Raw genomic sequence first — 24,239 nt, 5'->3', positions numbered from 1 at the left:
TTTGAAGCGCCCAGACGTATATCCGAACGCTTCATTTCATGTATTATAGAAGGTTTTTAGTATTCACCTATTCTAACAACAGGACGGTAAGTGGTCAAGACTATCTCCTTTTAATTAAATTTTCCCATAACTTCTCTGCTTGACTCCAAAGGCCCACAGCATTCTCTTTTCGATACAATGCACGCTCATATAAAAGAGTAAGCTCCTTCATTTGATCGTCACCATGCTGCTCGTCCACAAAAACGGCAAACTCTCGTAAGGTCACACCTGTCCCTCTCTTCATTCCTCGTCTTGCTAGTTGTTTTAGAAGAGCTTCATATGCGAAGAAAAACACTTCATCATCTGCACGCTTTCTCACGCTTCGGACAATCACAAACGGAAGCCATCTCGCTCTCATTCGATAAAGAAGGACGCAAGTGGCTAACAGAACCATCATCACTGCCGCCATCCAGCCCCATACTGCTCCCACATTCTTCGAATCAGCATTGCTTGCTTGTGCAGCCTGCTCCTCTTGTTGTTTTGGCTGTTCTACTTCTTCTTGCTGAGGTGTTTGCTCATCTGCTTCGTCAGAAGATGTCTTCTCTTCCTCTTCATTCTGTTGACCATTTTGATTCACGTCAGCTTCTTCGTTAGAGAATTCAGTAGGATTCGTGAAGCCTTTTGTCGGTTCAAAGGTGACCCATCCACGGTTCGGGAAATAAATTTCCACCCATGAATGCGCATTGTTGTTTGTCACCTGATAAACATGATTTCCACCAGTCTCCGCCTCATAAAATTGACCTGACGTATATCCCTTGACCCATCTTGCAGGAATTCCTGCCGAACGAAGCAGGACAATCATTGCCGTTGAAAAGTTGTCGCAGTAACCAAGCATTGTATCGAATAAAAATTGATCGACGTAATCCTGATTTTGAGCGGGAACAGCAACATTTTGTGTTTCATAGGAGAACTTGGATGACCCTAAGTAATCTTCAATCGCTTTCGCTTTGTCATACATATTATCCTTTGTCTCTGTTAGGCTATTGGCTAGGTTTTTAACACGTTCAGGCAATGAGGGTGGAATCTGTAAATATTCACCACCAACTTGACGTTCTACCTGCTGACTTGAAGGAACTTGAATTCGTCTTAAATCCTCAAGTATAAAAGTAGGTGACTGAAACCTAACCTGATAGCTCCCTAAATTCCGAGGCGGCTCCTCAACAGCTGGTACAATTTTCTCTGTTTTTCCTAGCATTTGTAGCGGAACCTGATCAGCTAACAAAATATCACTTGTTCCGATTGGATATAGCGCATGTGAAAACTGGTAGTCCTCTTCAATCTCTACCCTCGTTTCATATGTCTTTGTGTCCACACTATCGGTAAACCATTGATTACCGACACGATGACCTTCCAATTTCACAGATTTCGTATCATTCGAAGCATCCTCCCAGCCCTTGCCGGTATAAATACTTTTCGTCTCGACACGGAAGTACGAAGACTCTTTACCGCTCCATTTGAACACTGGCGTACGATCTTCACTAAACGGACCGCCAAGAGAAGAATCATCTGTACTATAACCAACCTTATTTTGCCCCGACTTTCCATCCTGATTCGTGACAGCTTTAAGAAACGGCACAGGGTCTGGCCAATTCGGGTCCGATTTTGGCAATGTAGCCCCTATCGTTGCAGAAACAAGAATGATAGCCATCATCGGCAGCATCCATTTGAAACGCGCCTTTTTATCTAACCTGATCCCTTCCGTTGATCTCAAGCGATCAAAATAAAGCAGACCCAAAAGCAAAAAGCCAAATATCATAATTCTAACAATCGCAAACGTTGCATCATAAGGAGTAAACGTGTCCAAGATCGCGACATAAATAATGGTCATCAGCAGAAAGAAAAAGATTCTTTGCTGATAAACGACCCAATAGTGCAGTAAATACACCAATAGCCAAAGCAGGATGTAAAACAATAAGGTGCGAAACGAAGGGTACATCTCACTCCACATACCTAATCGAATCAATGTGAAATTGTCCTGTAAGTCAGAAAGGAGCGCTATGAAAAAATGAGGCTCTGATTGATAAAAAATGAGATATAAGGCAAACAGGACTAAACCTATCCCCACCGGAAACGTCACATACCACTGAATACGGAAAAAAATAAACAAACAAGTCAAGCCGATAAAGATCAGAAAATAAGAAGTGTGGCTCGTCTCTGTAAAATCCTGTAGTGGACGAAGCCATTCCCAAAGCAGGAGAAAAGCCACAATATAATAGGTCAACAACTCAAATCGGCTTTGCCGCTGATGAGTATCTAACATGTCTTGTCATCACCTCACAGTCACGTCATGCAGCCGATCCTCAAATATCACAGTGACCCATATCCCTAAAGATTTGAGGCGGTCTACTAGCTGTTTTTCTTTCGTCGTTAAATGGTCCACATTTGGTTTGGCAACAAGAACAGAAATATTCTTTCGATTCCCTGTTTTTTGAAGGCTAGACACAAGCCCTTCATGTAAGTGCCCTGTCACAACATATTTACTCGTATGCATATATTCACTCTTTGCCATCAGTTCGACAGAAGGATGAGCAGCCTGCTTCAATGACATCCTAGCCAAATAATAGAGGATCTCATGCAAATGAGATTCACCTTCCCCCACCTTAAAAGCGTGTGAATGATCGCCAAGCGGAATCAGTCCTACAGGAATACCACGTTTCATTGCCGCTTGTAGCACAGAAGCTGTTAACGAAATCACTAATTCAAAAGTGACTGGATTGTGATGGTCTAAAAAAACAATGAGATCCTGCGTTTGATTCTGCTCGAATTCTTTTGTCATGAGCTGACCTCTTCTAGCTGTTGTTTTCCAATCAACCCAAGCAAAACGGTCACCTTGCTGATATTCTCTGACACCTGCGGACACATTCGTTGGTTCATTCAAAAAAGAATGAATAGCCCTCGTGCCATTTTCATTGACCGATTTCTTCGTTTGCAAAGAAATATCCATGATGCGTGGGTATACTAATATTTTTCTTTCTAAAGGAATGACCACTTCTTTTTCAATAAAACCAAAGAAGTCACCCGTTTTCACACGAACAGCCGTTAAATGGTGCTCTCCTCTCGCAACGTCCTTCAGTTCATAAGCAAAACGCCACGTCTTCCGAAACCAAGGAAATATAAGCTGTTTCATCTCCACTCGCTCTTTTAGATGAAAGGTCTCTGGTGCTTCATCCTCAACAACTACATAAAAAAGCGGAAAAGGAATATCTCGCTTGATGATGATGTCACTAGATAAAGAATTTCCAGCACTGAAACGCTCTTGGCTCAGGTTTCGTTCAACTGTTAAACGAAGTGGTATACATGCAAGCAGGAGTGCATACACAACAAACGGTAAGAATGCATAAAAAAGGAACCAACTCACAAACCCGCCTTGAAACATGGCATAGCCAAATGAAGCGACACAGAGCAACAGCAACACGAACATGCGAAACCAGAATGAAAAGGAAATGCGTTTATTTCTCATCATTGACTCATCGACTTTTGAACAGGAACTTGAATATGATCAAGCATATTTAAGAGCAGTTCTTCTGCCTTCTTCCCTTCATAAATAGCTTCTGATTTTAGGAGCATACGATGCGGAAGTGTATATGGTGCCAAATATTGAATATCATCGGGGATCACATAATCACGATTATTCAAGAGCGCATAGGCCTGCGCTGCCTTCATCAAAGCGATCGAACCACGAGGACTCACCCCTAAATAGATCGCTGGATGATTTCTTGTCATTTGCGCAATCTCAACAATATATTCCTTCATTGATACATCTACATGAACAGTTTGTACCGCTTGTTGAAGCTGATGTACATCTTCCTTCGTCATCACAGCAGCAAGCGCCTCAATGGGTGAGTGCTTCTCTTGCAAGTTTAATACTTCAAGCTCCTCTAGCATCGTCGGATACCCCATCTGAAGCTTGAACAAAAAACGATCCATTTGTGCCTCAGGAAGAGGATAAGTCCCTTCGTATTCCACAGGGTTTTGTGTTGCCATAACAAAGAAGGGATCAGACAATGTCATCGTCTCGCCATCAACCGTTACACTTCCTTCTTCCATTGCTTCAAGAAGCGCAGATTGTGTTTTCGGTGACGTACGATTGATCTCATCTGCTAAAATAATATTCCCCATAATGGGCCCTTTGCGAAATTCAAATTCATTCGTCTTTTTATTATAAATGGAAACACCTGTTACATCTGAAGGCAAAAGGTCTGGCGTAAACTGTATCCGCTTGAAGTCACAGCCAATGGATTTAGCCAAAGAACGAACCATCATCGTCTTTCCAACACCTGGTACATCCTCAAGTAGAACATGACCTTTCGCCAAAATGGCCACGAGGCTTAAAACCGCAATGTCTTTTTTCCCAACCATTACTTTATTAATATTGTCTACGATTTTTTGTAAATCGGAGTGCAAAGGTTCTTCAAATGCCATTCTGATCCTCCTAACACGTTTCTCTCGATTTTCATATAGTCTAACTTTACCATACAACGCACAAAAGCATAAAACAACAAACTACTCATTACATATGAAAAGAAGCCTTTTCACGACGGAAAAGACTTCTTTTTCTCCTTGGAACCCTCTGCTGGCTCCATATGGACATGCGAATGTAAAATGTCATGCTCTTCTTTCATTCTACGTTCAATCTCATCTGCAATATCATGGCTTTCTGATATATTCAAATGAGGCTCTACCTCTACTACTACATCAACATGAACTGTACTACCAAGATAACGTGCTTTAATATCTTTCAAATCACCGACACCAGGCGTTGTTTCAATCGTCTCTTTATACTTTGACATATCTTTTATATCAAACCCATCTGTTAACGAATGGGAAGCATCTCTGAAAATCTCCCAAGCCGTTTTACAGATAATGAGACCAATGATGAATGCAACCGCTGTGTCAATCCAAGCAAGCTGTAATTGAGACGCCATAATCCCAACAAACGTACCAATACTCACATAAGCATCTGATTTATTATCAGCCGCAGCCGCATATAATGCCTGACTATTAATTCGTTTTGACAAGTTGCGGTTGTAAATGTATACCCCATACATGACGACAGCACTTGCTGCCGCTGTCCAAGCAGCGATTAAATCAGGCGTATGATGCTCTGAAGAGAACATAGATTTCCCTGCACTCACAAGTACCTGCAATCCAACAAGCATCATGATGAAGGAAGCAACGAGCGACGCAATATTCTCTGCTCTGAAGTGTCCATACGGGTGATCCTCATCAGGTGGCTTCTGTGAAATACGAAGCCCGATTAACACAGCAAGCGAGGCAACAATATCAGTTGTATTATTCAGTCCATCAGCCGAAAGAGCTTCTGAATGAAATGTATAACCAATCATCAGCTTCACAGCTGACAAAATGACATACGCAATAATACTCACCCACGCACCAGTTTCCCCTTGCTTTAATTCATTGTAGCGCTCCATCTTCACGAGAGCCTCCTTACTCATATCATTTCTATTATTCATCTTACAGAGCAAAGCCCGTGTGGGTCTACAGCAACATGATTCGCTTATGTCAGGAAAATAGCAGTTATTGAAATGTTTTGACCAAAGTCAACTTATTTTTACACGTTCAAATGACCTCAGAACTCAACAAATATCAACATTTTCTTCAAAATGAAAAATGAGTGAAACAGAAGAGGCAGCGAAAATCGGTTAATTATCTGAATATTTTTTTTTTGATCATCTATTATTTCTCTTTCGGATTTGTTCTTTTATAGAAGGAAAATGGTTGTAAGGAGGGAATATAACCTCTCAAATCTTCTGTATTTTTTGACACCGTGTTAAGCGCTTACATATGTCGGTTTGATAGCCTGTCCAATGCTACGAGTCATCTGGTGTGATAAAATTTAAAATATTCTAAAAACAAAAGTTCCTATTGAAAAAAAGTTTGGAGGTAATTCAATGTCCAATATGACAAACGGTCTTCAAAAAAATTTAAAAACGAGACATATTTCAATGATTTCGATTGCCGGAGTGATTGGTGCCGGTCTATTTGTTGGTAGTGGTGCGGTTATTCATTCAGCAGGCCCAGGCTCCATACTCTCCTACTCGTTTGCTGGACTTTTAGTTATCTTTATTATGAGAATGCTTGGTGAAATGGCAACTGCTTATCCAACAAGCGGATCATTTTCCCAATATGCAAGTGATTCAATCGGTCCATGGGCAGGCTTTACAATTGGCTGGCTTTATTGGTTCTTCTGGGTTATCGTCATCGCAATTGAAGCGATTGCTGGCGCTGCCATTATTCAATATTGGTATGGTGATGCACCAGTATGGCTAACTAGTCTTATCCTCACAATCCTCTTAACCTTAACAAACATCTTTTCTGTTAAATCTTTCGGTGAATTCGAATATTGGTTCTCTTTAATCAAAGTCGTGAGTATCATTCTTTTCCTACTAATCGGTTTTGCTTTTATTTTTGGATTTGGTGGGCAACATACACAAGGTTTTGGCAACCTCACAAGCCACGGAGGCTTTTTACCAAATGGTCTTGGTTCTGTTCTATTAGGCATTGTTGTCGTGATTTTTTCTTTCATGGGAACTGAAATTGTGGCCATTGCCGCTGGAGAGTCTGCTAATCCTGTCAAATCAGTCACAACTGCTACAAGATCTGTTGTTTGGCGTATCATCGTGTTTTATGTTGGCTCAATCGCTGTTGTCGTCACACTACTCCCATGGGATTCCGCTAACATTTTAAAAAGCCCATTCGTGGCGGTCTTAGAATACATTGGCGTGCCCGCTGCCGCACAAGTGATGAATGTCATTGTTTTAACAGCCGTACTCTCCTGCCTAAACTCCGGATTATACACAACCTCAAGGATGTTATATTCACTAGCAGAAAGAGGAGAAGCACCAAAACGGTTTATGAAATTAAATAAGCGTGGTGTTCCAGTTGCCGCAACAGTCGCCGGAACCTTCTTTTCTTATATTGCTGTTATGATGAATTACTTTTACCCTGCAACGATCTTCTTATTTTTAGTGAACGCCTCAGGTGCAATCGCACTCCTTGTCTATTTGGTCATCGCCATCTCTCAATTAAGAACGAGACGTAAGTTAGAAAAAGAAAACCCAGAACAATTAAAAATAAAAATGTGGTTATTCCCTTACTTAACCTATTTCACGATATTTGCAATTTGCGTCATCCTTCTGTCGATGCTGTTTATTGATTCCATGAGACCACAGCTTCTTCTGACGAGCATTATTACCTTTGTCGTCATTGCCTCTTATTTTTTCTTTAAACCTAATAAGAAAATACCAGCTAGCACTTCAATAAAAAATAAACATCCTTAACTCATCCCGCTGAATGTGGGATTTTTTATATTTTACTCACCTATTTGTATGTCCGCACTTATACTGTATCAAATTGTTGTTTAAAGAGAGGAAAGATGAACATGGCCCTTGAAAAATTCGTTGACGAGCTACCCATCCCAAAAATAGCAAAGCCCGTCAAAAAAAATCCAAAACAAACCTATTATGAAATTCCCATGAAGGAGGTATTTTTAAACGTTCACAGGGATCTTCCGGCAACAAAAATGTGGACGTATGACGGGAGCTTGCCCGGTCCAACATTTAAAGTTGATCGTAATGAACGAGTATATATCAAATGGATGAACAAATTGCCTTTAAAACACTTTCTCCCAGTCGATCATACAATTCACGCCGAACACCATGATGAACCAGAGGTTAAGACGGTTGTTCACCTTCATGGCGGAGTAACTCCTGCAAGTAGTGACGGATACCCAGAGGCCTGGTTTTCACACGATTTTGAAGCAACAGGCCCATTTTTCGAGAGGGAAATTTATAAATATCCTAACAAGCAACAGGCATGTACACTATGGTATCACGATCATGCGATGGCACTTACGAGATTGAATGTATATGCAGGACTTGCAGGCTTTTATCTGATTTCCGACTCCTTTGAAAAGTCCTTACAGCTGCCAAAGGACGATTATGATATTCCACTCATGATTATGGACCGATCCTTTGATGAGGATGGAGCGCTATTTTATCCAAGCGAACCAAATAATGCAGAAGAAAATAGAGATCTTCCTTTCCCATCCATCGTCCCATTTTTTTGTGGGGATACCATTTTAGTCAACGGCAAAGTGTGGCCATATCTAGAAGTAGAACCTCGAAAATATCGCTTTCGTATCTTAAATGCATCAAATACAAGGACATACGAGCTCAGCTTAGAGAACAATGCACCCATTTTACAAATAGGTTCTGATGGCGGCTTTTTACCCCGACCTGTCACACATCAATCCTTTAGCATTGCACCTGCTGAACGTTTTGATGTGATCATAGATTTTTCAAAGTATAAGAATCAAACGATCATTCTAAAAAATAGTGCTGGGTGCGGGCAAGAGGTCAATCCTGATACAGATGCAAATATCATGCAGTTTAAAGTAACACGTCCATTGAAAGGAAAAGCACCAAAAACATTACGACCAATTTTTAAACCGCTCCCGACGCTACGACCTAGCCGTGCAGACAAAGAACGTGTTCTTACGCTCGGTGGTACTCAAGATGAATATGGCCGACCTATCTTACTACTAGACAATCAATTTTGGAATGATCCAGTTACAGAAACACCAAAACTAGGGAGTGTAGAAGTTTGGTCGATCATCAATCCGACAAGAGTTACACATCCAATCCATCTCCACCTTGTCCAATTTAGAGTGATTGACAGAAGACCATTTGATATGGCTATTTATGAGGAAACAGGCGAGCTTGTGTATACAGGGCCAAACGAAGCACCACCACTTCATGAACAAGGCTATAAAGATACCATTCAAGCACACGCTGGTGAGGTCATCAGGATCATTGCACATTTCACACCATACAGCGGCAGATATGTATGGCACTGTCATATACTAGAGCATGAAGACTATGACATGATGCGGCCAATGGACATTATTTAAAACAAAATGAAACCCTTTACCGTCAAAAATCGTAAAAAGATGAACAGACGGAAAGGTCGTGACCAACTATGCTTACTCAGTCACTACAGGATAAAGTCGATCAATATGAAACAAACTTTCAAATGCTAAAATCTAATCTGAAGTGGAAGGTTTCATCTACACAAGTGCTAATGGCGATCGCATCTATTTATGTCATTCAAAACAAACCCTATAAATCAAACCAATTACTATCTATTCAGCACATTCTGAAGAAACAAACTGGTTTTTTCTCACCTCTTAATGCAGATCACCGTTTTATTCTAGCTGCACTTTTAGACGTATATGTTCAGAATCCGGACGAAGCCTTCCAACGTATTCGTACCATTTATCAACGTATGATTCAATCTGGATTTAAAAAAGACTGTTTCACCTATTTATCTGCTTTTATTCTGTATAAAAAGACAAATGATTCATCTCATCATGATTCATTGATAGATAAAGCTATGCACATGTATCAAGAAATGAGAAACCATCATTTCTTTTTAACATCTACCCACGACTATCCCTTTGCAACAATGCTAGCATTAAAAGAAACGACAGAAAAGAATGCCATCGTGATTGCTGAAACATTTTATCAAGAACTATCAAAGAATGGATTTAAAAAAGGAAATGACTTGCAAACGATGAGCCATCTTCTCATGTTAAATGGAAATATGGAACCCACTTCAGCTTGCGTAAAAATATTCGACGAACTCACACGACTTTACAAAAAACCGAAAGCCATCCATTATCCTGATATCGGGCTCTTCACGTATATAGATGAAAAGCAACACGATTTGCCAATGATCGTAGAAACCATTGAACAGTTGAACGCAAAAAAGGCATTTAGGTGGTACAAAGATGTTAACGTCAAGACGGCGTTTTTACTTGTGATGAGTGAAAGACAAGGAACACCTAGCATGCTTGAAGCAAGCATTTCTCATCACTTACATGTCATCAATCAAGCGACAAGAGCAAGAAACTCATCTCATGCCAATAGTCCCGTTACAACTGACTAACTTTATGCAATAAAACTTTATAAACAGCTTGAGGCCTATCTCAAGCTGTTTTTCACATATTTTACAGCACGCTATGAAACTTCAATATGATTAAAAAGTTGACGTAACAAACCGATAATACTACTATATACCCATCAAACATATGAGTATAGACATGATCAAATGCATGAAACAAAAAACGGAGGAGTTCAATTTTGAATGAAGAAAAACAGACTTGCCAATTAAAACATAGGGAAATGGCAAGCAAAATAGAAAAGCTTTCTATCCAAGAGAACGAGGGCTTCCGGTCAAACATTGAAAAACTTACAATTGAACTCAGTGAACAAAAAGAATTCAATCACCTCATATTAGATGAAAAACAAAAGTCGATCAGTACACTATCTGCTCTGATTACAAAAGGAAGTTGCGATGACGAGCTGAGAGCCCAGTTTCAACAAGCACTTCATATAGGACTGTCTGTTATTGAAATCATGGAAGTCCTCAAACATTGCTCGAAAATTGCAGGGCTCCCTCATTCAATTAATGCACTGTTTATTTTTCAAAATTTATTAGATGAAGATTAAAAACGAGAAAGTAATCATGTACTCTCGTTTTTTTCTATTGATGAGGACATCCTATCATAAACAAAAATAGGTGTCACAAACGTAAAAACACTTTTCTTTAACATTTGAATCGCCATTTTCAACATATCCACTTTCCATTTTAGTCTTTTTACTAAATCATTCGCTTAAAATTAAAAAACGTTCAGTTACATGACATAACTGAACGCACTTTCTTATTCACTGACCGTAAAATTATTAATAATACCGCCGCTTTTTTCCCAAGCCACTTCTACTTCTTTTGTTTTCACATCGTATTCAAAAATCGTTCGGACCTTCGCCTTTCGTCCTGTATCATCCTTCAACTGTTTTGCCCCCTTCGCAATTCCCATAAAATAGATCGAGTGTCCATCAGATGAGAACTGTGGCTGAGCTGCGCTTATAATCTGATAAGAGGATTGGTTTTTCACCAAGGTTTTCTTTTGCCCAGTTACCAAATCTAGTACTTGTATTGATGATGTTTCTTTATTATTTTGCACCTCTGTTACTGTATAGACGAGCTGTTTCATATCTGGAGAAAGAGAAATGTCATTGATCACAGCAGAAATCTTCGCTACATCCTTTAATGTTCCATTCTCCTGTAGTGTAATCTTCATTGTAGTTGGTTCAGGCATTACCCCTTTTTCATTCGCCTCATCTGTTTTTCGATAATCTTCTTTTAAAGAGTAATGCTGAATCGCAATATTGCCTGTCTTTACATCATAAGCAAACGAACTCACTGTATCATCATCATTATTTTTTTCAGGATATAAAGTGTCAAAACGTTTCTTTTTTAAATCAAACATTGCGACATAAAATTGTTCGCCCGAATCTTTGTTAAAACGAACATAAATCTCATTTCCATTCGCTGAAAGCCGCATGCTATCGACAGAGTCCTCACCAGTATAAATAGTTGTTTTTTTGCCTGTTTTGACATGTAACTCCTGTATACTCACCTTTTGTGTTGCTTCATCCGTTGATGTGAAGTAAAGGAGGCGTTTTTTTGCATCAAATGCAATGGACGGATAAGCGGTTAGTTTCTCCGTATCAAGCGCTTGACCATGAAGATAATACGTATTGTTTAATTTTTGATCGGTAAAGGACACGAGTAACTTATCTTTTGCGTCATCTTTTGTTTTCACCTTTTCACCGCTTGTTTGTTCCTGTGTTTTTAACATGAAAAAAATAGCCGCAATCGCTGCTACTGTAATGACTGTGATGATCCACCATGTTGACTTCTTCATTTCTTTCAGTCCCTCTCTACATGAAAAGAAGCCAGAAAATAAACTTTTCTCGCTTCTTCTCCTGACTATGTATTAGTAGGTGTAATGTCCTTTTACAACACCTTTGCTTGTTGAATAGCCAAGTGCTTTGAATGCCTTTGGACTAACATCTAAAACAGCGTTTGGCATTCTTCCTACATCATATTTATATACTGTAATCACTTTATGTGGTTTCGCTTTTGTTGTCACTTTTAGTTTTGTTCCCTTTTTAGGTACATCAAATCCCATTTTTGTCGCTGCATCCCAATGACCGAGTTTTTTTCCATCTGCGCCTTTTTTCCCGACACCATTATACCAAGTAATATTGCCACTTACCTTTTTAGCACTTGCTCCATGTGAAAAACTAAACGCTAAAAATAAACTAGCTACTGTTACGATTGTCGCTATAAGCTTTTTATTCATAAAAAAATCCTCCGTATTTGGTTTCTGTCACTTATTATACATGAAGATGCCCCCAGTTATTTTACAGGGACATTACAATTTGGATACAAGTTGACCACTTTTATGACCGAAATCGTTCATGAATTTCACCAAAAAAATCCAGAACAAGATAAGTAGCCTAATCTATCTCATCCGTATAATAAAGAAGAACCCAACAAAAGAGAAAGTCGATTTCAAAGCCCTATTACTTACAAACACCCAAAATTCTCCTTTTTTCTATTGCACTAGACACAACACTTTCTCCATCACAATATAGATGAAAAACAACTCTTGAAATGGTTGTTTTTCTCATTCACAGCTTTTCAACACTTCTCTTTCATACAAATAGCTGTTTCGTGTTAACATAAAAGAAAAGACCTACCTTGATCTAAAGAAAAAGGAGAACGAACATTGAAAAGAAGCAGATTGGCCTTGATCAGTTTGGCTGTAGTGCTCGTGTTTCTTACAGCCTGCTCGAATACGAAGGAACCATCAAAACCACTCGCACTACCAAAAATCAGTGACAAAATCCAAAACGAAACAAATCAAACCATCAAGCAGTCAGACTTAGTCAAAGAAACGACTATTTCTATTAACGAAAAGAAAAGAAACATTACACTGACAGTCGTTTCCACATCAAAAACAAATCAAGATTATGCAGAAGTCATTGGTTTAAATTTCGCCAAAACATTGGCAATTGGTGCGGCAACTGATAAAGACAATAACTTATCCAAACCTGAAAATGATAGTCTTGGCGCCCTTTACTCATACTATGACCTTAATGTCATCGTAAAACAGGAAGATGGTCGTCCATTAGCCAAAGGAAAAAAATTAACGAGCGAAAGCAAAATCACTTGGGATACTGTCCAATAATTGCTGGTTGCATGGATGCCAAAAGCTTGTAGAGTCTTCTCTACAAGCTTTATTTGTACTTAATTCTTTAACACTTCTTTCATGTCCTCTACTAATTCATCAATACCTGGATGTTCCCACTTGGTCAAAATGCTGAAAATGATGTCAACATCTTGAGATACCGATTCATTCGCCACAATCGTTTTCTTATAATGAGGAACAACAAAAAAATATAGTACATCCGCTAACTCCAACGCTACCTCTTCATCCTTCTCTTCTTTTAACACATCTCTCACGCTATGAATCAACCAAGCTAAATCCTTTGTATTTTTCAAAGGAACATACATGATTTGATGAATTTGATCCGTATTCCGCTCCTGTAAAATTCGCTCCACTGTTTCCTTAGATAATGCCCCGATGTCATTCGGGGATATATTCCATTCCCCAAAATCCTTTATCGTCCCAGCCCTTGTTTGAAATCTCTTTTGACCTGTATTCAATAACATTTGATCCATTACGTCTCTCACTCTCCTTGTTCATCTCATACATCTATTATAAGGAAGCGACATTTATTTTTATGGAATATCTGGATGATTTTATGTAATTTTAAACAAAGTTAAAGATTACGCTGTTCATATATGAACATCTTTTTCACCTAGATAAAGCAATTGCTTCTCTAAGCTACTCAAAAACTCATTTTTATTCATTTTCCTTACCTCCAGAAATAAAATCATAAATAGCCATCACTTGATTCCAATTATCTAAAAACTGTGAAATATGTGCCTTTCCGATTTTCGTTATTCGGTAGTATTTTCTTAATCGACTGTTATGCTCTTGGGAGTATGTCTCAACATATTTGTGTTGTTCTAGTCGTTTTAAAATTGGAGATAATGTGGATTCTGAAATTTCCATACAATGAGAGATATCTTTAATGATTTGGTAACCATAAGAAAAGACTTATGTCCATAAAATGACATAAGCCTCTTCCGATAGATGTATTCTGGATATAAACCTCAAATAGCATGTAAACTTTTTATGTTTTTCTTTTGTATCAATAACCGCTAGGACTACCATTTAAATTGATTTCAAATGTTGGAGAAAATTGACTTTCTTATTGGACTTATTCAACTTTTACGATAAGATGTATAAAAGTCATTTCCTTTTTTACGTTACAAACCCATATTATGACCTCTAGGAGGAATTTTATGCAAAAAAAGTCATTCATAATATTGATTACCTTGTTATTTACTCTTGTTGGCTGTTCATCTGAAAGTGTTGAAAGTCATTCTCCAGATTACATTAAAGAATCCTTTGGTTACTTTAAATCAATTAAATCGTTAGTTAAATCAATAAAAGATGGTGAAGAAGTTGATAAAGCAATTAAATCAAATTTCGAAAAACAATCTGAATTTAATGACTGGGTTGATGCGAACTATGATCCAAATGACGGATCGAATGAGAAAGGATTACTTATAACTTATTATCAACTCATTAAGATATCGCTAGATAATTTAGAAACGGGCATTGAGGGTGTAACCACTTCATCTATAATTAGCTCAATTGAAAATTCTCTATCTAGACTAGAGAAAATTTACAAAAACTATGGGTATAAACCAAAAGATTAAAAATAGCAGTCATCTATTCTCAGCTTGTAGAGAAACTCACGTTTTTCGACAAGCTTTTTATTTTAAAAATATTTATGTTTAAAGAATTTGCTCACTCAAGTTCTGTTTTTCACTAATCAGCAGTAGTTGTTTTGAATCTGCAAAACTTCATTCTATGTTTTCTTTTTTATAAAGCTGTGTTTTCCAGAGGCTGACGAATTTCTTTTTCAGTTTTCACTTCCGTGGAATATAAAAAAGACACCTTCCTTTAATGGATTTTTCCCCATTATAAGAAAAGCCGCCCCATAAAGGACGACCAACATGATTCGTTTACTTGTTAATGTTTTTCTTTATCTCTTCTATCTCACTTCTAAGTGATTTATTTTCTCGTTTAATCTTTATAACCTCAACCACGGTGAATAACAACGTTGCCAATATGAGTAAAATCAAAATATACTCAAACATTTTAAATGTCCATATAATAGTCATCAAAGCCGAATGTTGCTGCTAAACCTATTACAGGAACTAGTGCGGCTCTAAATGTCCATCTGTGTTTTTTATATGTTGATTTGCTTAACTGTTTGCGCTTGTAAAGTTGATTTGCCATATAGCGACCAGCACCGTAACCAGTCCCAACAACAGCAGCCATGCCAGTAATTATGCCCAGAGCAACAACGACTGGGTTATGTACCGTAACCCGATCTAAGAAAAGGCTGTCAAGTGTAAAGATGTCTTTGTCAGTAAGACCAAGCTCTAAAGCACCTTGATACAATTCCGGATCATTTTTTATGAAAGATTCCCCTGTCGTATTTTGTTCAGTCACCAACTGAACATTTGAGTTGTTTTCTTTTGCATCCGCAAACTCCCCAAGAGTACAGGAAATACCAATTGAAGCAACCACGATCATTGAAATTCTTCTTATGAACTTTTTCTTCAAAAATAACCCTCCTTTAAATACAAATCAAGCATAACTCGAATTATACAATAATTTCCATAGTCACAAATAACCGATTGTAAAACGGGGAGTTTAGCAATAAAGTATGTAATTTACGGCAAACAAAGGAATATGAATAAACTCACAACACAAAATACCTACTAAAACGTAAAAAACCTAATTACTCGAAAAGAGTTAACATGGGATAATAAAAAAAGAGAATGGGAATTTTAATTCTAGTCATAAGATCGGTATTTCTTCCGCCCTTCTTCTATGTCTTTTGTGAGAACGAACACATTCTCGGACTGTTCCAAACTCGTTATTTCAAAATCTAGCCTTTAACACTTATGTCAATCGTTTCATTTTCAAGGAATGTAAGTATTTATTTACCAATCATTCTCCGTATAATGGTAAAATCTCTATTGATTGCGACCAAGCTTTAAAGGAGAATGCCATGAAAACTTTAGATGTTCAGGCTTTGCATCATGCAATTGATCAAACACTGACACAGTTAAAACAACAATCACAACATATAAAATCCATTGAAATACAAATCAATCGAATCATTTCACTGGATGGCGCACTAAAGGGTGAGGCTGGAGAGGCCATCCGAGCGTTTTACACAAGTGCCATATCCCTTTCTTGCAATTCTTTCAAGTCACGATTGGAGAATACAGCGCCGCACTCCAAAAGGTTCAGAATGCACTTCATGCATTTGAATCAAATGAAAATGGCTTTATCTCACAATCATTTCTCGAGCATGAGCTTGATCATGGTTTGAAAAATGCCGAACGAGCCGTATCCGATATCGTGTCAGATGTGAGCAGCGCCATCGGCAAGGTAAGCCATATCATTCATTTACCAAGTGTGGACGAGTCTGTTTTTCAAGCCAGCTACCAAAAAGCATGGCTGAACATCTCAAAAACCATCGGAACGCTCCATGCCTTTGACAGAGAACAAGCCAGTGCTTTGAATGAAACCAAGAATTCCATCCAAACAATGAAGGAATACATAGACACTCTAGGCACGATGTTCACTGGTGCGAAGATCGGAATTACCACCTATCAAAAAGGATCCATTCTCAAAGATGAGGAAGACAAAAGAATCAGTAGTAACCTAAACGAATTGGATAAAAAAGTAGCCAATCCTGATGAAAATCCGATGAAAATCATGCTGCAGAAGCTGAATGATAAAGAGCGATCAAATGTGGATACGATTGTAAATAGGAAACCGTCTAATAAAATCAATCAAAACGCCGTGTTCGTAAATGGAAAAGTATATAATACAAATGAAAAAATTGACTTCGCAAATGCCAAAACAGTTGAAGTTATTCGAGATGGAATGCTGTATCGCTTACGAATATTTGAGAAAAACAAAGTAACGATTGAGAGCATCACAACGATTTCTGATGTGAAAATAGGCGACAAACCTCAAAAAATCTTAAATACATCGGTTGAATTTACAGGAATAAATGATGCAATTCGAGTCATTACAGGGAGAGACCCTGTAACAGGTGATAAAGTCGCTGACATGGATCGTCTAGTATCAAGCTTGTACATGATACCAGGAGCTAAAATCGTTAAAGTTGGAAAATATGTTTTTAAAAAAATGAAAGGAGAGAAAGTAGCCAAGAAGATTGTAAAAACACCTTCCTTCGGCAAACACTCCCTACCAAAAGGTCCGTATCGTGAAGTAAATGGTTTCCCTGCAAAAGTAAAACCAGGAGCTCAAGAAAAACATATTCCTGATGCACCTAACTATAAACAGGAGGTAGCTAACGGCAAGAAAAAAAGCATCTTCTACGGGGACAATAAAAAAGCCCAAGAATTGCTTGATAAATATGCTGGCACAGGACACGTCCCGTCAAAAGGAAGAGAAGTTGTTAAGTTTGATCACAAAATAGGTAAAGCATATGACTTAGAAACTGGAAAATATATAGAAACCAATAGAGGAACAATACATTACTCAAAAGATGGTGCTCATATAGTTCCAACAAAACCAATACCATAAAAAGGATTGATACTCTTGGAATATAACTCTTTAATCAAAATATTAAATAAATATGGTGCCAACGAATTGCGATTAGAGTGGAAAAACGGATTACAGATTAGCGGAAAACCAGATGCACTCTATGAAACAGACAATGGGTTAGAAGACGATGATATAAATTACACAGAATATTACGCAGTTGCCTTTATTGTCAAGAACATTATAGCCCACCCAACTCATAACGAAGGAAGAGTATGTGATTGGGTAATACAAGAAGGAAATTCTTATGTGGAAATTTCCCTTTATGATGATCCACCTAATGCTGTATATTTAGGAGACGGTCAAAAATTATGGGAATTTGACAGCGATGAATAACAATGAAAAGCCCTCCAAATTGGAAGGGCTTTTCATTTATTTCTTTACCTCAACATATTTTGAGACAGCTGTAATAAAAAGACCTGATTTCAATTTGTACATTTTCGATCCGTTAACTATCACGGGCTTATCATAGACCCTTAGATCCATCGGCATTCGGCTTCACCACGGCCATTTTAACGCCTTTTGGTGAAGTTTCTTTTTTAGGGCTGGTTTTAGAGATAATCAAGATACCTTTTTCAAACCGACGGCTGCTGCAATGCCTTCCACATGGCCCTCGGCCAACAGATTAAGAAATGATTTTTGTTTTAGCAGCGTAGCATCTTCTTTAAGATCAATAAAAAGGTTCTCCGTCAAAATCGCTGGCATTTTTGTTTCTCTTAAAACAGCTAGTTTTTTAGACTTGATCCCAAAATAGCCAAGAAGATTGTAAAAACACCTTCCTTCGGCAAACACTCCGTACCAAAAGGTCCGTATCGTGAAGTAAATGGTTTCCCTGCAAAAGTAAAATCAGGAGCTCAAGAAAAACATAATCCTGATGCACCTAACTATAAACAAGAAGTTGCAAATGGTCGTACAAATAAAAGCATTTTCAATGGAGATAATAAAAAAGCACAAGAATTGCTTGATAAATATGCTGGTAGATGAGAAATACTACCAAACGGAAGAGAAGTTGTAAACTTCGGTCAAAAAATAGGAAAGGCTTATGACATGAAAACCGGGAAATATATAGAGACTACAAGAGGAACAATACATTATTCAAAAGACGGTGCTCATATAGTACCTGCAAAACCAATAGAATGAAGTAAAAGGATGAATTACTATGGAATATAACTCTTTAATAAAAACATTAGATGAAAATGGGGGAAAAGAACTGAGATTAGAATGGAAAAATAGATTAAAGATTGTGGGTAAACCAGACACACTCTATGAAACAGATAATAGGTTAGAAGACGATGATGTAAATTACACAGAATATTATGCAGTTGCATTTAGAGTAAAAGAAATTTTAACACCTCCTTTTCATAATGAAAGTAGTATATATGATTGGTTAAATAAAGGAAAAAGCTCATTAGTAGAAATCTCTCTTTATGAAGAGCCACCAAATGCAGTATATTTAGCAACCGGTCAGAAATTATGGGAAATGGACAGTGATGAATAACAATTGCTAAGTTGGAATTTATATAATCTAAGAGCTCTTGAAAGAGGGCCTTTTTAATTTAATGTAATAGCAACCATCAGCATAATCAGTATCAACAACGGCAGCCATACCAGCAATTATACCTATCGCTACAAGAAAGCATTATGCACTGTGGCTCTATCTGCAAAAAAAGCCCCTCAAAATCGGGACTGACCCCATAAAGTGAGATAAATAAAAAACACCTTTAAGTTGAAAATCGGGTATAGAATACCTGAAACCAATTTGGAGGTGTTTTTCTATCGGCTCAAAAGTTAGTTATCCAATTAAAGTGAAGATGAAAGCAATTGAAATACGATTGGCGGGAGTACCAGTTAAAAAAGCGTTGGAGGAATTAAATATTCGGAATGTGACTCAACTTAAAACATGGATGAAATGGTATAAATCTGGAGACATTCATCGTTTAAGACAGCCAGTGGGCAAACAGTATTCGTACGGGAAAGGGCCTGAATATCAAGATGAGAATGAGAAATTGAAAACGGAAATTCGCTACTTAAAACAACAAATTGTGATATTAAGAAGCATTAGTGTCTATTTATGAAACGGTCAAAAACAAAGTCATTGTGATCACATTCTGGCAGATATTTGAGATTGCAAAATCAACATTTTATCGTTGGAAAAAACGAGGTCATCAGTCAAAAAAAAAGGTGTTGATCGACCTTATTTCATCACTCTGTCAAACACATCAATATACGTATGGGTATCGTAAAATAACAGCCCTCTTACAAAAATGAACCACAAGACTGTACAACGTATTATGCAAACCCTACCGAAACAAATGTACCGCTCGAAGAAACCAAAAAATACTTGGTCATAGAAATGTTGAAATTACTCGATTGGTTTATTTGCATACTACAAAAAAAGCGAGAGAAAGAACATCAGAAAAGTTCAATTCATTTGTAAATGATCTCTCTTTAAAGATTCAGTTTGTAGGCGGGAGACCAATTAAAAGAAGCATAACAAAAACCCCTATATTTCAAGGGGTTTTCGAGGGTGTTACATCATTCCGCCCATAAGCTCGCCACGTAAATCCTCGAAAACAGCTACATAGAAACCCATTCAAATCAGCATTTCAAAGAAAATCAGAAAATACAGTCGAACGATTTCAAACTCTCTCCTGACCAAAATAATGACCAAGTGTGTGACCACAGTTTAAAGAAGAACAACTTGTATAGAAGGAACTCAAATCGTTAAGGAAGACTCAACAATGAAAGTAATTAAATGGGCTTTTCTAGCCTTTAGTATAGCACTGTTTACAACAGGATGTAACCATGATTACGGAGCAAATAATGCTTCTACTTTGGAATTAAAGGTGTTTTTCCAAAGGCATTTTTCAATTTAAAATCTTCATCCTCACTACCATGACTTCCGTAATATTTAATACTACAAGTAAAGAGTTTTTCACTAGATTAAATTTATTCTCTTCGTTATAAAGCCACGACGGTAGTAACTTAGTAACCTCAATATCATCTAAGTTCTCAATATTTTTTGATTCAACCTGCAAGTAGTCCATACTGGCACCATCATGTATCACCACCGGGCTTGTTACCACTAAATAAACTTTCAAACTTACAATCAATCCATGCTCGACCATATTTATTTTCCACTTCACTCGTAACCATAATCACTAATTTTTTCTTCGCTCTAGTAAGTGCAACATACAAATAATTTATCATTTTATTCATTTCAGTTTTTTTCTTGAAAATATAGTCTGACAAATCGGTTGTTAATATAAATAAACAATTTTCGCCCTCTAGACCTTTTATTTTGTCAATAGACTGGACTAATATCCCGTTTTGTTCATTATTATTCTCTTCATTCATTTTTAAGGATGCGAACAATCTTGCCTTATCTTGTCGAGTTAACCCTATGGATAGTTCCGTACCTAATCTATTAATTATTGCCCAATGATTGGTATTATCAAAGTCTTGTAGTACTTTCTCCAATATTAAATATACTTTTTGGTCAACTTTCTTATCTTCTATATCAGTTTTTCTTACTAATGCTTTTAATTCGTACCTCAAGTTATTTTTTGCCGAATTCATTTCATCAGATTGAGTGACAAATCGCTCATTTTTTTTTAAAATAAAAGAATAACACCAATCCCCTTCATCCACATAGCTCTTGATAGATATGTCATTTTCATAGATATGACTTATCTCTCCCATTTCCTCATGCTGACACACCTGTTTCTCCTCCGGTGAAATATAAGAATTAGCAAAATTAACATGCGAAATAGGACAACGGTGATTTTCTTTTTTATATTCTACATTATGTGAATATTTTTCAATTAATTTTCTTAATTCATTCCTCCCTCTTAAATCTTGTTTAGGATCCCCAACTACTATTACCCCAATCTCCTTATTATTCAACATTTCGATAATTCCTGATAAATATTGGTCCATATCTTGGGCTTCATCTATAAAAACACAATCTAAATATCTTTGAATTATGGCAAGAATTTTCTCTCTTTTGTTTTTTATTATTTTTCTATCATCAGATTTCCCACTTATTATCCACTTAGCAACCTTCGTAGCTTCTTGTACATGAATCGTATTATTTTCCCGAAGTTCTCCTAACTTATTAGCTCTATAGCCATGATTTTCTGGCAATTTTATAAGGGATACTTGATTATACTGTTGTTCATATAATAGATGATGAAAAGGAAAGATTATTTCTTGTAACAAAAAAACATGTGATGTCTCTATTCTAACTCTTCTAGGAATACTTCCATTTAATTCAATTACTTTCTTTCTTATATGATCTCTAGCAACGTTAGTATAGGTAATTACGTATATTATTTTCCCATCAGTAATTGTGTTGTATCTTTCTAATACCTTTTGTGCCATAGAAGTAGTTTTACCCGCACCAGCACCTGCTATTATTATCTTCATTCTTTAACGCCCGTTTGTAAAAAATTTAGCACTCTACCAATGTGTCCTGGTAATTCAATCTCTTCTAAATGCCCTGAACCAAAATCCTGACAAAACTTCAGCATTGTAACAGCTTTAGCGTTTCTCCATTTATCAGACAATGCTTGAGGGGAGTTTATATCTTCCTCTCGCCAATTATGGATTTTACCAAAGTAAGTTTTAAGTTTTTCAAAGTTCTCACCTGTACTAACAAATTCAGGTTCTAAAGTATATTTGGAAGTAGTAGTAACGTATATATTGCTATTTGAATTATAATCAGAATGTCTCTCTTCCGCAGCAGGTTCATTGTCATAATCTCTAATTATCCCTATTCTATGAGATGTCAAATTGTTAACTTTCAACCAAATATCTAACATTTTAGTGAAGCCCTTATGTAATGAAATGACCTCAATATCATGCAATATATTATTCTGCAAACTCAAATAAGATTTAATTAACATTTCTTCAGTTGGTCCCTCTACTAAAATACAATTTCTCGAAAATAAAAACTTAAGGAAATCTAAGTTTGGTTTTCTAGCCAAGTAATCCAACTCTTCTTCTTCAGCAACAGACATTAAAGAAAACGCATTTCCTTCTGTAACTACTGTAATATTTTTCAACTCTAGTTTATTTATAAACTCGGAACTATGAGTAGAAATAAATAACTGCGTCTTACTACTTGAATTAATTATTGAATTAATAAAACTTGCAAATAATCGCTCATTACTTACACAAAGATGGGCCTCTGGCTCTTCAAGAGTTAGGATATTTAAAGCAATTTCATTGTTAATTTCTAATGAATTCATCATTACAAGTAAATAAACTAAATTCCTATACCCCAACCCTTGATTTTGCAAATAGTCTTCCCCAAAACCTAAACGCACATTATTTAATAAAGAATTCATACTAGGCATGTTTGGAAGTAGTGTAATTTGATCAAAAAAATCTTTGGCATTCTCTAGAGTTGAATCTTGTTGCCAATTGAGTACCCCTTCTAGATCACTTATCTCTTTTAAATCTTTGAAGAATGTTTCATATGATTGCTCTACCTGTACTTTTTGTTCATTAGTGAGCTTATTATGAAGTAAATTTACTAATGATTTCGAACCTAATTGTGTATTTTTATTTGAGAAATCATCACGCTCTGCTGCTAAGGCGTTATATTTAAAGTTTATTAAATCATTAAAAGCTACTTCTTCATCAGTAGAAGGAACAACGATTGAATATTTGAATAATTCTATAGGAAGTAAATTCATTTTTATTTTTTCTATAGAGTCTTCATCCCTGTCCGTTAAAATGCTAGTTATATGTGCTAATAACTCTTGAGGATTCTCAATACAATATCTGTACCTAATACTAAATAGCGGATCTTCTTCAACAATTGAATTAACCCACTTATGAACATAGTATTCGTCAGCACCATCTGGCTTAAATGTAACATTCACGGTAACCGAAGGGATGTATTTTACAAACTCATCGACTTCCACCTCACCACTTTTCAATCTAGCTAAATTCGCAGAAATAAAAGTAAAGTATTCTAGCTTTAATTCATTATTAATATCATGCCACCCCAAATGTTTACTAACAGTGCCTATCTCATCATTCAAAAATGGCAATGTAATAGCTCTCAGCAAATTACTTTTACCACCATTATTTTCACCTATAAAAATAGACAATCTGTTTAATACGATATCTATATCTTTTAAATTTCTATACCCTTTAATTTGTAATCTAGATATAATCAACTAAATGTCCCCATTTCATATTTAATAATGAAAGTATATACAATTGAATAAACCAAAGAACCTATTACAATGATACCAATGGAAAAAAGGTTAAACAAGGAAATGAACCATTCCTTTATGTCACTTCTTTCAAAATAATTGTATGCATACAATTAAAAACTTGTAATTTTGTAATTTCCACTCATAAACATTATTACTCTAACGAAAAAGAGGATTACAAGTTATCATTTCACTTGTAATCCTCTTACATTTCATTTGTCATTTTTTAATAAAACGTTTTTTGTCATTGATTTTGTAATTCCCCAACCCCTTGGTAATATTAGCTTCATCATAGGCCAATT

The 24,239-nt window shown here is 36.8% G+C and carries 22 protein-coding genes and 3 pseudogenes; 13 read left to right on the top strand and 12 right to left on the bottom strand.

Annotated elements, in window-relative coordinates; translation table 11 throughout:
- Window positions 1–100: 100 nt before the first annotated feature.
- From ACQKEZ_RS14770 to ACQKEZ_RS14755, 4 genes are all read right to left on the bottom strand, one after another.
- On the bottom strand, window positions 101–2,299 hold the full coding sequence (locus ACQKEZ_RS14770) for a transglutaminaseTgpA domain-containing protein (protein ID WP_427302042.1): 2,199 nt from the start codon (window positions 2,297–2,299) through the stop codon (window positions 101–103).
- Window positions 2,300–2,308: 9 nt separating this feature from the next.
- Window positions 2,309–3,502 (bottom strand): DUF58 domain-containing protein, encoded by a 1,194-nt coding sequence (locus ACQKEZ_RS14765; RefSeq protein ID WP_427302040.1) that lies wholly within the window; start codon window positions 3,500–3,502, stop codon window positions 2,309–2,311.
- Entirely contained in the window at window positions 3,499–4,461 is a 963-nt protein-coding gene (locus ACQKEZ_RS14760; protein ID WP_427302038.1) for an AAA family ATPase, read from the bottom strand. Before ACQKEZ_RS14760 ends, ACQKEZ_RS14765 begins: the two co-directional genes overlap by 4 nt.
- 110 nt (window positions 4,462–4,571) lie before the next feature.
- Window positions 4,572–5,471: a cation diffusion facilitator family transporter gene (locus ACQKEZ_RS14755; RefSeq protein ID WP_427302406.1), complete on the bottom strand. Its 900-nt coding sequence runs from the start codon at window positions 5,469–5,471 to the stop codon at window positions 4,572–4,574.
- Between the two features lie 480 nt (window positions 5,472–5,951).
- On the opposite strand from ACQKEZ_RS14755, the gene gabP reads away from it, so the two are divergent.
- From gabP to ACQKEZ_RS14735, 4 genes are all read left to right on the top strand, one after another.
- Window positions 5,952–7,340 carry a GABA permease gene (gene gabP / locus ACQKEZ_RS14750; RefSeq protein ID WP_427302036.1) on the top strand — a complete coding sequence of 463 codons (1,389 nt, stop codon included), beginning with the start codon at window positions 5,952–5,954 and terminating at the stop codon, window positions 7,338–7,340.
- A gap of 101 nt (window positions 7,341–7,441) precedes the next feature.
- A complete protein-coding gene (locus ACQKEZ_RS14745; RefSeq protein WP_427302404.1) occupies window positions 7,442–8,971 on the top strand; it encodes a multicopper oxidase family protein in 1,530 nt (509 codons plus the stop codon).
- A gap of 68 nt (window positions 8,972–9,039) precedes the next feature.
- Entirely contained in the window at window positions 9,040–10,008 is a 969-nt protein-coding gene (locus ACQKEZ_RS14740) for a DUF4003 family protein (RefSeq protein WP_427302034.1), read from the top strand.
- A gap of 194 nt (window positions 10,009–10,202) precedes the next feature.
- Window positions 10,203–10,571: a carboxymuconolactone decarboxylase family protein gene (locus ACQKEZ_RS14735; protein ID WP_427302032.1), complete on the top strand. Its 369-nt coding sequence runs from the start codon at window positions 10,203–10,205 to the stop codon at window positions 10,569–10,571.
- Between the two features lie 212 nt (window positions 10,572–10,783).
- Here ACQKEZ_RS14735 and ACQKEZ_RS14730 read toward each other — a convergent pair whose 3' ends face one another.
- Window positions 10,784–11,830 carry a hypothetical protein gene (locus tag ACQKEZ_RS14730; protein WP_427302030.1) on the bottom strand — a complete coding sequence of 349 codons (1,047 nt, stop codon included), beginning with the start codon at window positions 11,828–11,830 and terminating at the stop codon, window positions 10,784–10,786.
- A gap of 72 nt (window positions 11,831–11,902) precedes the next feature.
- Window positions 11,903–12,271, bottom strand: a complete 369-nt coding sequence (locus tag ACQKEZ_RS14725) for an RlpA-like double-psi beta-barrel domain-containing protein (protein WP_427302028.1) — start codon at window positions 12,269–12,271, stop codon at window positions 11,903–11,905.
- Window positions 12,272–12,700: 429 nt separating this feature from the next.
- Between ACQKEZ_RS14725 and ACQKEZ_RS14720 the strand changes: the two genes are divergently transcribed.
- Window positions 12,701–13,162 (top strand): hypothetical protein, encoded by a 462-nt coding sequence (locus ACQKEZ_RS14720; RefSeq protein ID WP_427302026.1) that lies wholly within the window; start codon window positions 12,701–12,703, stop codon window positions 13,160–13,162.
- Window positions 13,163–13,221: 59 nt separating this feature from the next.
- Here the strand turns inward: ACQKEZ_RS14720 and ACQKEZ_RS14715 are convergent, their stop codons facing one another.
- Together ACQKEZ_RS14715 and ACQKEZ_RS14710 are read right to left on the bottom strand one after the other, a co-directional pair.
- On the bottom strand, window positions 13,222–13,656 hold the full coding sequence (locus ACQKEZ_RS14715) for a hypothetical protein (protein WP_427302024.1): 435 nt from the start codon (window positions 13,654–13,656) through the stop codon (window positions 13,222–13,224).
- 184 nt (window positions 13,657–13,840) lie between these two features.
- A pseudogene (locus tag ACQKEZ_RS14710) lies at window positions 13,841–14,080 on the bottom strand (PadR family transcriptional regulator); the annotation flags it as partial.
- A gap of 266 nt (window positions 14,081–14,346) precedes the next feature.
- Here ACQKEZ_RS14710 and ACQKEZ_RS14705 point away from each other — a divergent pair.
- Window positions 14,347–14,766 carry a hypothetical protein gene (locus ACQKEZ_RS14705; protein ID WP_427302022.1) on the top strand — a complete coding sequence of 140 codons (420 nt, stop codon included), beginning with the start codon at window positions 14,347–14,349 and terminating at the stop codon, window positions 14,764–14,766.
- Window positions 14,767–15,211: 445 nt separating this feature from the next.
- Here the strand turns inward: ACQKEZ_RS14705 and ACQKEZ_RS14700 are convergent, their stop codons facing one another.
- A complete protein-coding gene (locus ACQKEZ_RS14700) occupies window positions 15,212–15,682 on the bottom strand; it encodes a hypothetical protein (protein WP_427302020.1) in 471 nt (156 codons plus the stop codon).
- 451 nt (window positions 15,683–16,133) lie between these two features.
- Here ACQKEZ_RS14700 and ACQKEZ_RS14695 point away from each other — a divergent pair.
- The 3 genes and pseudogenes from ACQKEZ_RS14695 to ACQKEZ_RS14685 all read left to right on the top strand — a co-directional run.
- A pseudogene (locus ACQKEZ_RS14695) lies at window positions 16,134–16,678 on the top strand (T7SS effector LXG polymorphic toxin); the annotation flags it as partial.
- Window positions 16,679–17,689 carry a polymorphic toxin type 50 domain-containing protein gene (locus tag ACQKEZ_RS14690; protein WP_427302402.1) on the top strand — a complete coding sequence of 337 codons (1,011 nt, stop codon included), beginning with the start codon at window positions 16,679–16,681 and terminating at the stop codon, window positions 17,687–17,689. It begins immediately after the preceding pseudogene.
- A gap of 15 nt (window positions 17,690–17,704) precedes the next feature.
- Entirely contained in the window at window positions 17,705–18,043 is a 339-nt protein-coding gene (locus tag ACQKEZ_RS14685; RefSeq protein ID WP_427302018.1) for a hypothetical protein, read from the top strand.
- Between the two features lie 225 nt (window positions 18,044–18,268).
- On the opposite strand, the gene ACQKEZ_RS14680 is transcribed toward ACQKEZ_RS14685, so the two are convergent.
- Window positions 18,269–18,499: an N-acetylmuramoyl-L-alanine amidase gene (locus ACQKEZ_RS14680; protein ID WP_427302017.1), complete on the bottom strand. Its 231-nt coding sequence runs from the start codon at window positions 18,497–18,499 to the stop codon at window positions 18,269–18,271.
- On the opposite strand from ACQKEZ_RS14680, the pseudogene ACQKEZ_RS14675 reads away from it, so the two are divergent.
- The 4 genes and pseudogenes from ACQKEZ_RS14675 to ACQKEZ_RS14660 all read left to right on the top strand — a co-directional run.
- A pseudogene (locus ACQKEZ_RS14675) lies at window positions 18,467–18,847 on the top strand (polymorphic toxin type 50 domain-containing protein); the annotation flags it as partial. The gene ACQKEZ_RS14680 and the pseudogene ACQKEZ_RS14675 sit on opposite strands and share 33 nt — an antisense overlap.
- A 19-nt stretch (window positions 18,848–18,866) precedes the next feature.
- Window positions 18,867–19,205, top strand: coding sequence for a hypothetical protein (locus ACQKEZ_RS14670; protein ID WP_427302015.1), 339 nt, complete (start codon window positions 18,867–18,869; stop codon window positions 19,203–19,205).
- Between the two features lie 313 nt (window positions 19,206–19,518).
- Complete coding sequence (locus ACQKEZ_RS14665; protein WP_427302013.1) at window positions 19,519–19,782, top strand: hypothetical protein; 264 nt, start codon at window positions 19,519–19,521, stop codon at window positions 19,780–19,782.
- A 666-nt stretch (window positions 19,783–20,448) separates the two neighbouring features.
- On the top strand, window positions 20,449–20,583 hold the full coding sequence (locus tag ACQKEZ_RS14660; protein WP_427302012.1) for a hypothetical protein: 135 nt from the start codon (window positions 20,449–20,451) through the stop codon (window positions 20,581–20,583).
- A gap of 181 nt (window positions 20,584–20,764) precedes the next feature.
- On the opposite strand, the gene ACQKEZ_RS14655 is transcribed toward ACQKEZ_RS14660, so the two are convergent.
- Window positions 20,765–22,135, bottom strand: a complete 1,371-nt coding sequence (locus ACQKEZ_RS14655) for a UvrD-helicase domain-containing protein (RefSeq protein ID WP_427302010.1) — start codon at window positions 22,133–22,135, stop codon at window positions 20,765–20,767.
- Entirely contained in the window at window positions 22,132–23,898 is a 1,767-nt protein-coding gene (locus ACQKEZ_RS14650) for an AAA family ATPase (protein ID WP_427302008.1), read from the bottom strand. Before ACQKEZ_RS14650 ends, ACQKEZ_RS14655 begins: the two co-directional genes overlap by 4 nt.
- Window positions 23,899–24,239: the final 341 nt, after the last annotated feature.

This window comes from Bacillus sp. NPDC077027, assembly GCF_050269555.1.
Taxonomy (GTDB): domain Bacteria; phylum Bacillota; class Bacilli; order Bacillales; family Bacillaceae; genus Bacillus.
This window is presented reverse-complemented; position numbering and strand designations above follow the sequence as displayed.

Bases quoted from the DNA above. Each gene is read 5' to 3' on its own strand.
- ACQKEZ_RS14770 (WP_427302042.1), bottom strand. From the start codon at position 2,299: ATGTTAGATACTCATCAGCGGCAAAGCCGATTTGAGTTGTTGACCTAT.
- ACQKEZ_RS14765 (WP_427302040.1), bottom strand. From the start codon at position 3,502: ATGATGAGAAATAAACGCATTTCCTTTTCATTCTGGTTTCGCATGTTC.
- ACQKEZ_RS14760 (WP_427302038.1), bottom strand. From the start codon at position 4,461: ATGGCATTTGAAGAACCTTTGCACTCCGATTTACAAAAAATCGTAGAC.
- ACQKEZ_RS14755 (WP_427302406.1), bottom strand. From the start codon at position 5,471: ATGGAGCGCTACAATGAATTAAAGCAAGGGGAAACTGGTGCGTGGGTG.
- gabP (WP_427302036.1), top strand. From the start codon at position 5,952: ATGTCCAATATGACAAACGGTCTTCAAAAAAATTTAAAAACGAGACAT.
- ACQKEZ_RS14745 (WP_427302404.1), top strand. From the start codon at position 7,442: ATGGCCCTTGAAAAATTCGTTGACGAGCTACCCATCCCAAAAATAGCA.
- ACQKEZ_RS14740 (WP_427302034.1), top strand. From the start codon at position 9,040: ATGCTTACTCAGTCACTACAGGATAAAGTCGATCAATATGAAACAAAC.
- ACQKEZ_RS14730 (WP_427302030.1), bottom strand. From the start codon at position 11,830: ATGAAGAAGTCAACATGGTGGATCATCACAGTCATTACAGTAGCAGCG.
- ACQKEZ_RS14725 (WP_427302028.1), bottom strand. From the start codon at position 12,271: ATGAATAAAAAGCTTATAGCGACAATCGTAACAGTAGCTAGTTTATTT.
- ACQKEZ_RS14715 (WP_427302024.1), bottom strand. From the start codon at position 13,656: ATGGATCAAATGTTATTGAATACAGGTCAAAAGAGATTTCAAACAAGG.
- ACQKEZ_RS14705 (WP_427302022.1), top strand. From the start codon at position 14,347: ATGCAAAAAAAGTCATTCATAATATTGATTACCTTGTTATTTACTCTT.
- ACQKEZ_RS14690 (WP_427302402.1), top strand. From the start codon at position 16,679: ATGAAGGAATACATAGACACTCTAGGCACGATGTTCACTGGTGCGAAG.
- ACQKEZ_RS14670 (WP_427302015.1), top strand. From the start codon at position 18,867: ATGGAATATAACTCTTTAATAAAAACATTAGATGAAAATGGGGGAAAA.
- ACQKEZ_RS14665 (WP_427302013.1), top strand. From the start codon at position 19,519: ATGAAAGCAATTGAAATACGATTGGCGGGAGTACCAGTTAAAAAAGCG.
- ACQKEZ_RS14660 (WP_427302012.1), top strand. From the start codon at position 20,449: ATGAAAGTAATTAAATGGGCTTTTCTAGCCTTTAGTATAGCACTGTTT.
- ACQKEZ_RS14655 (WP_427302010.1), bottom strand. From the start codon at position 22,135: ATGAAGATAATAATAGCAGGTGCTGGTGCGGGTAAAACTACTTCTATG.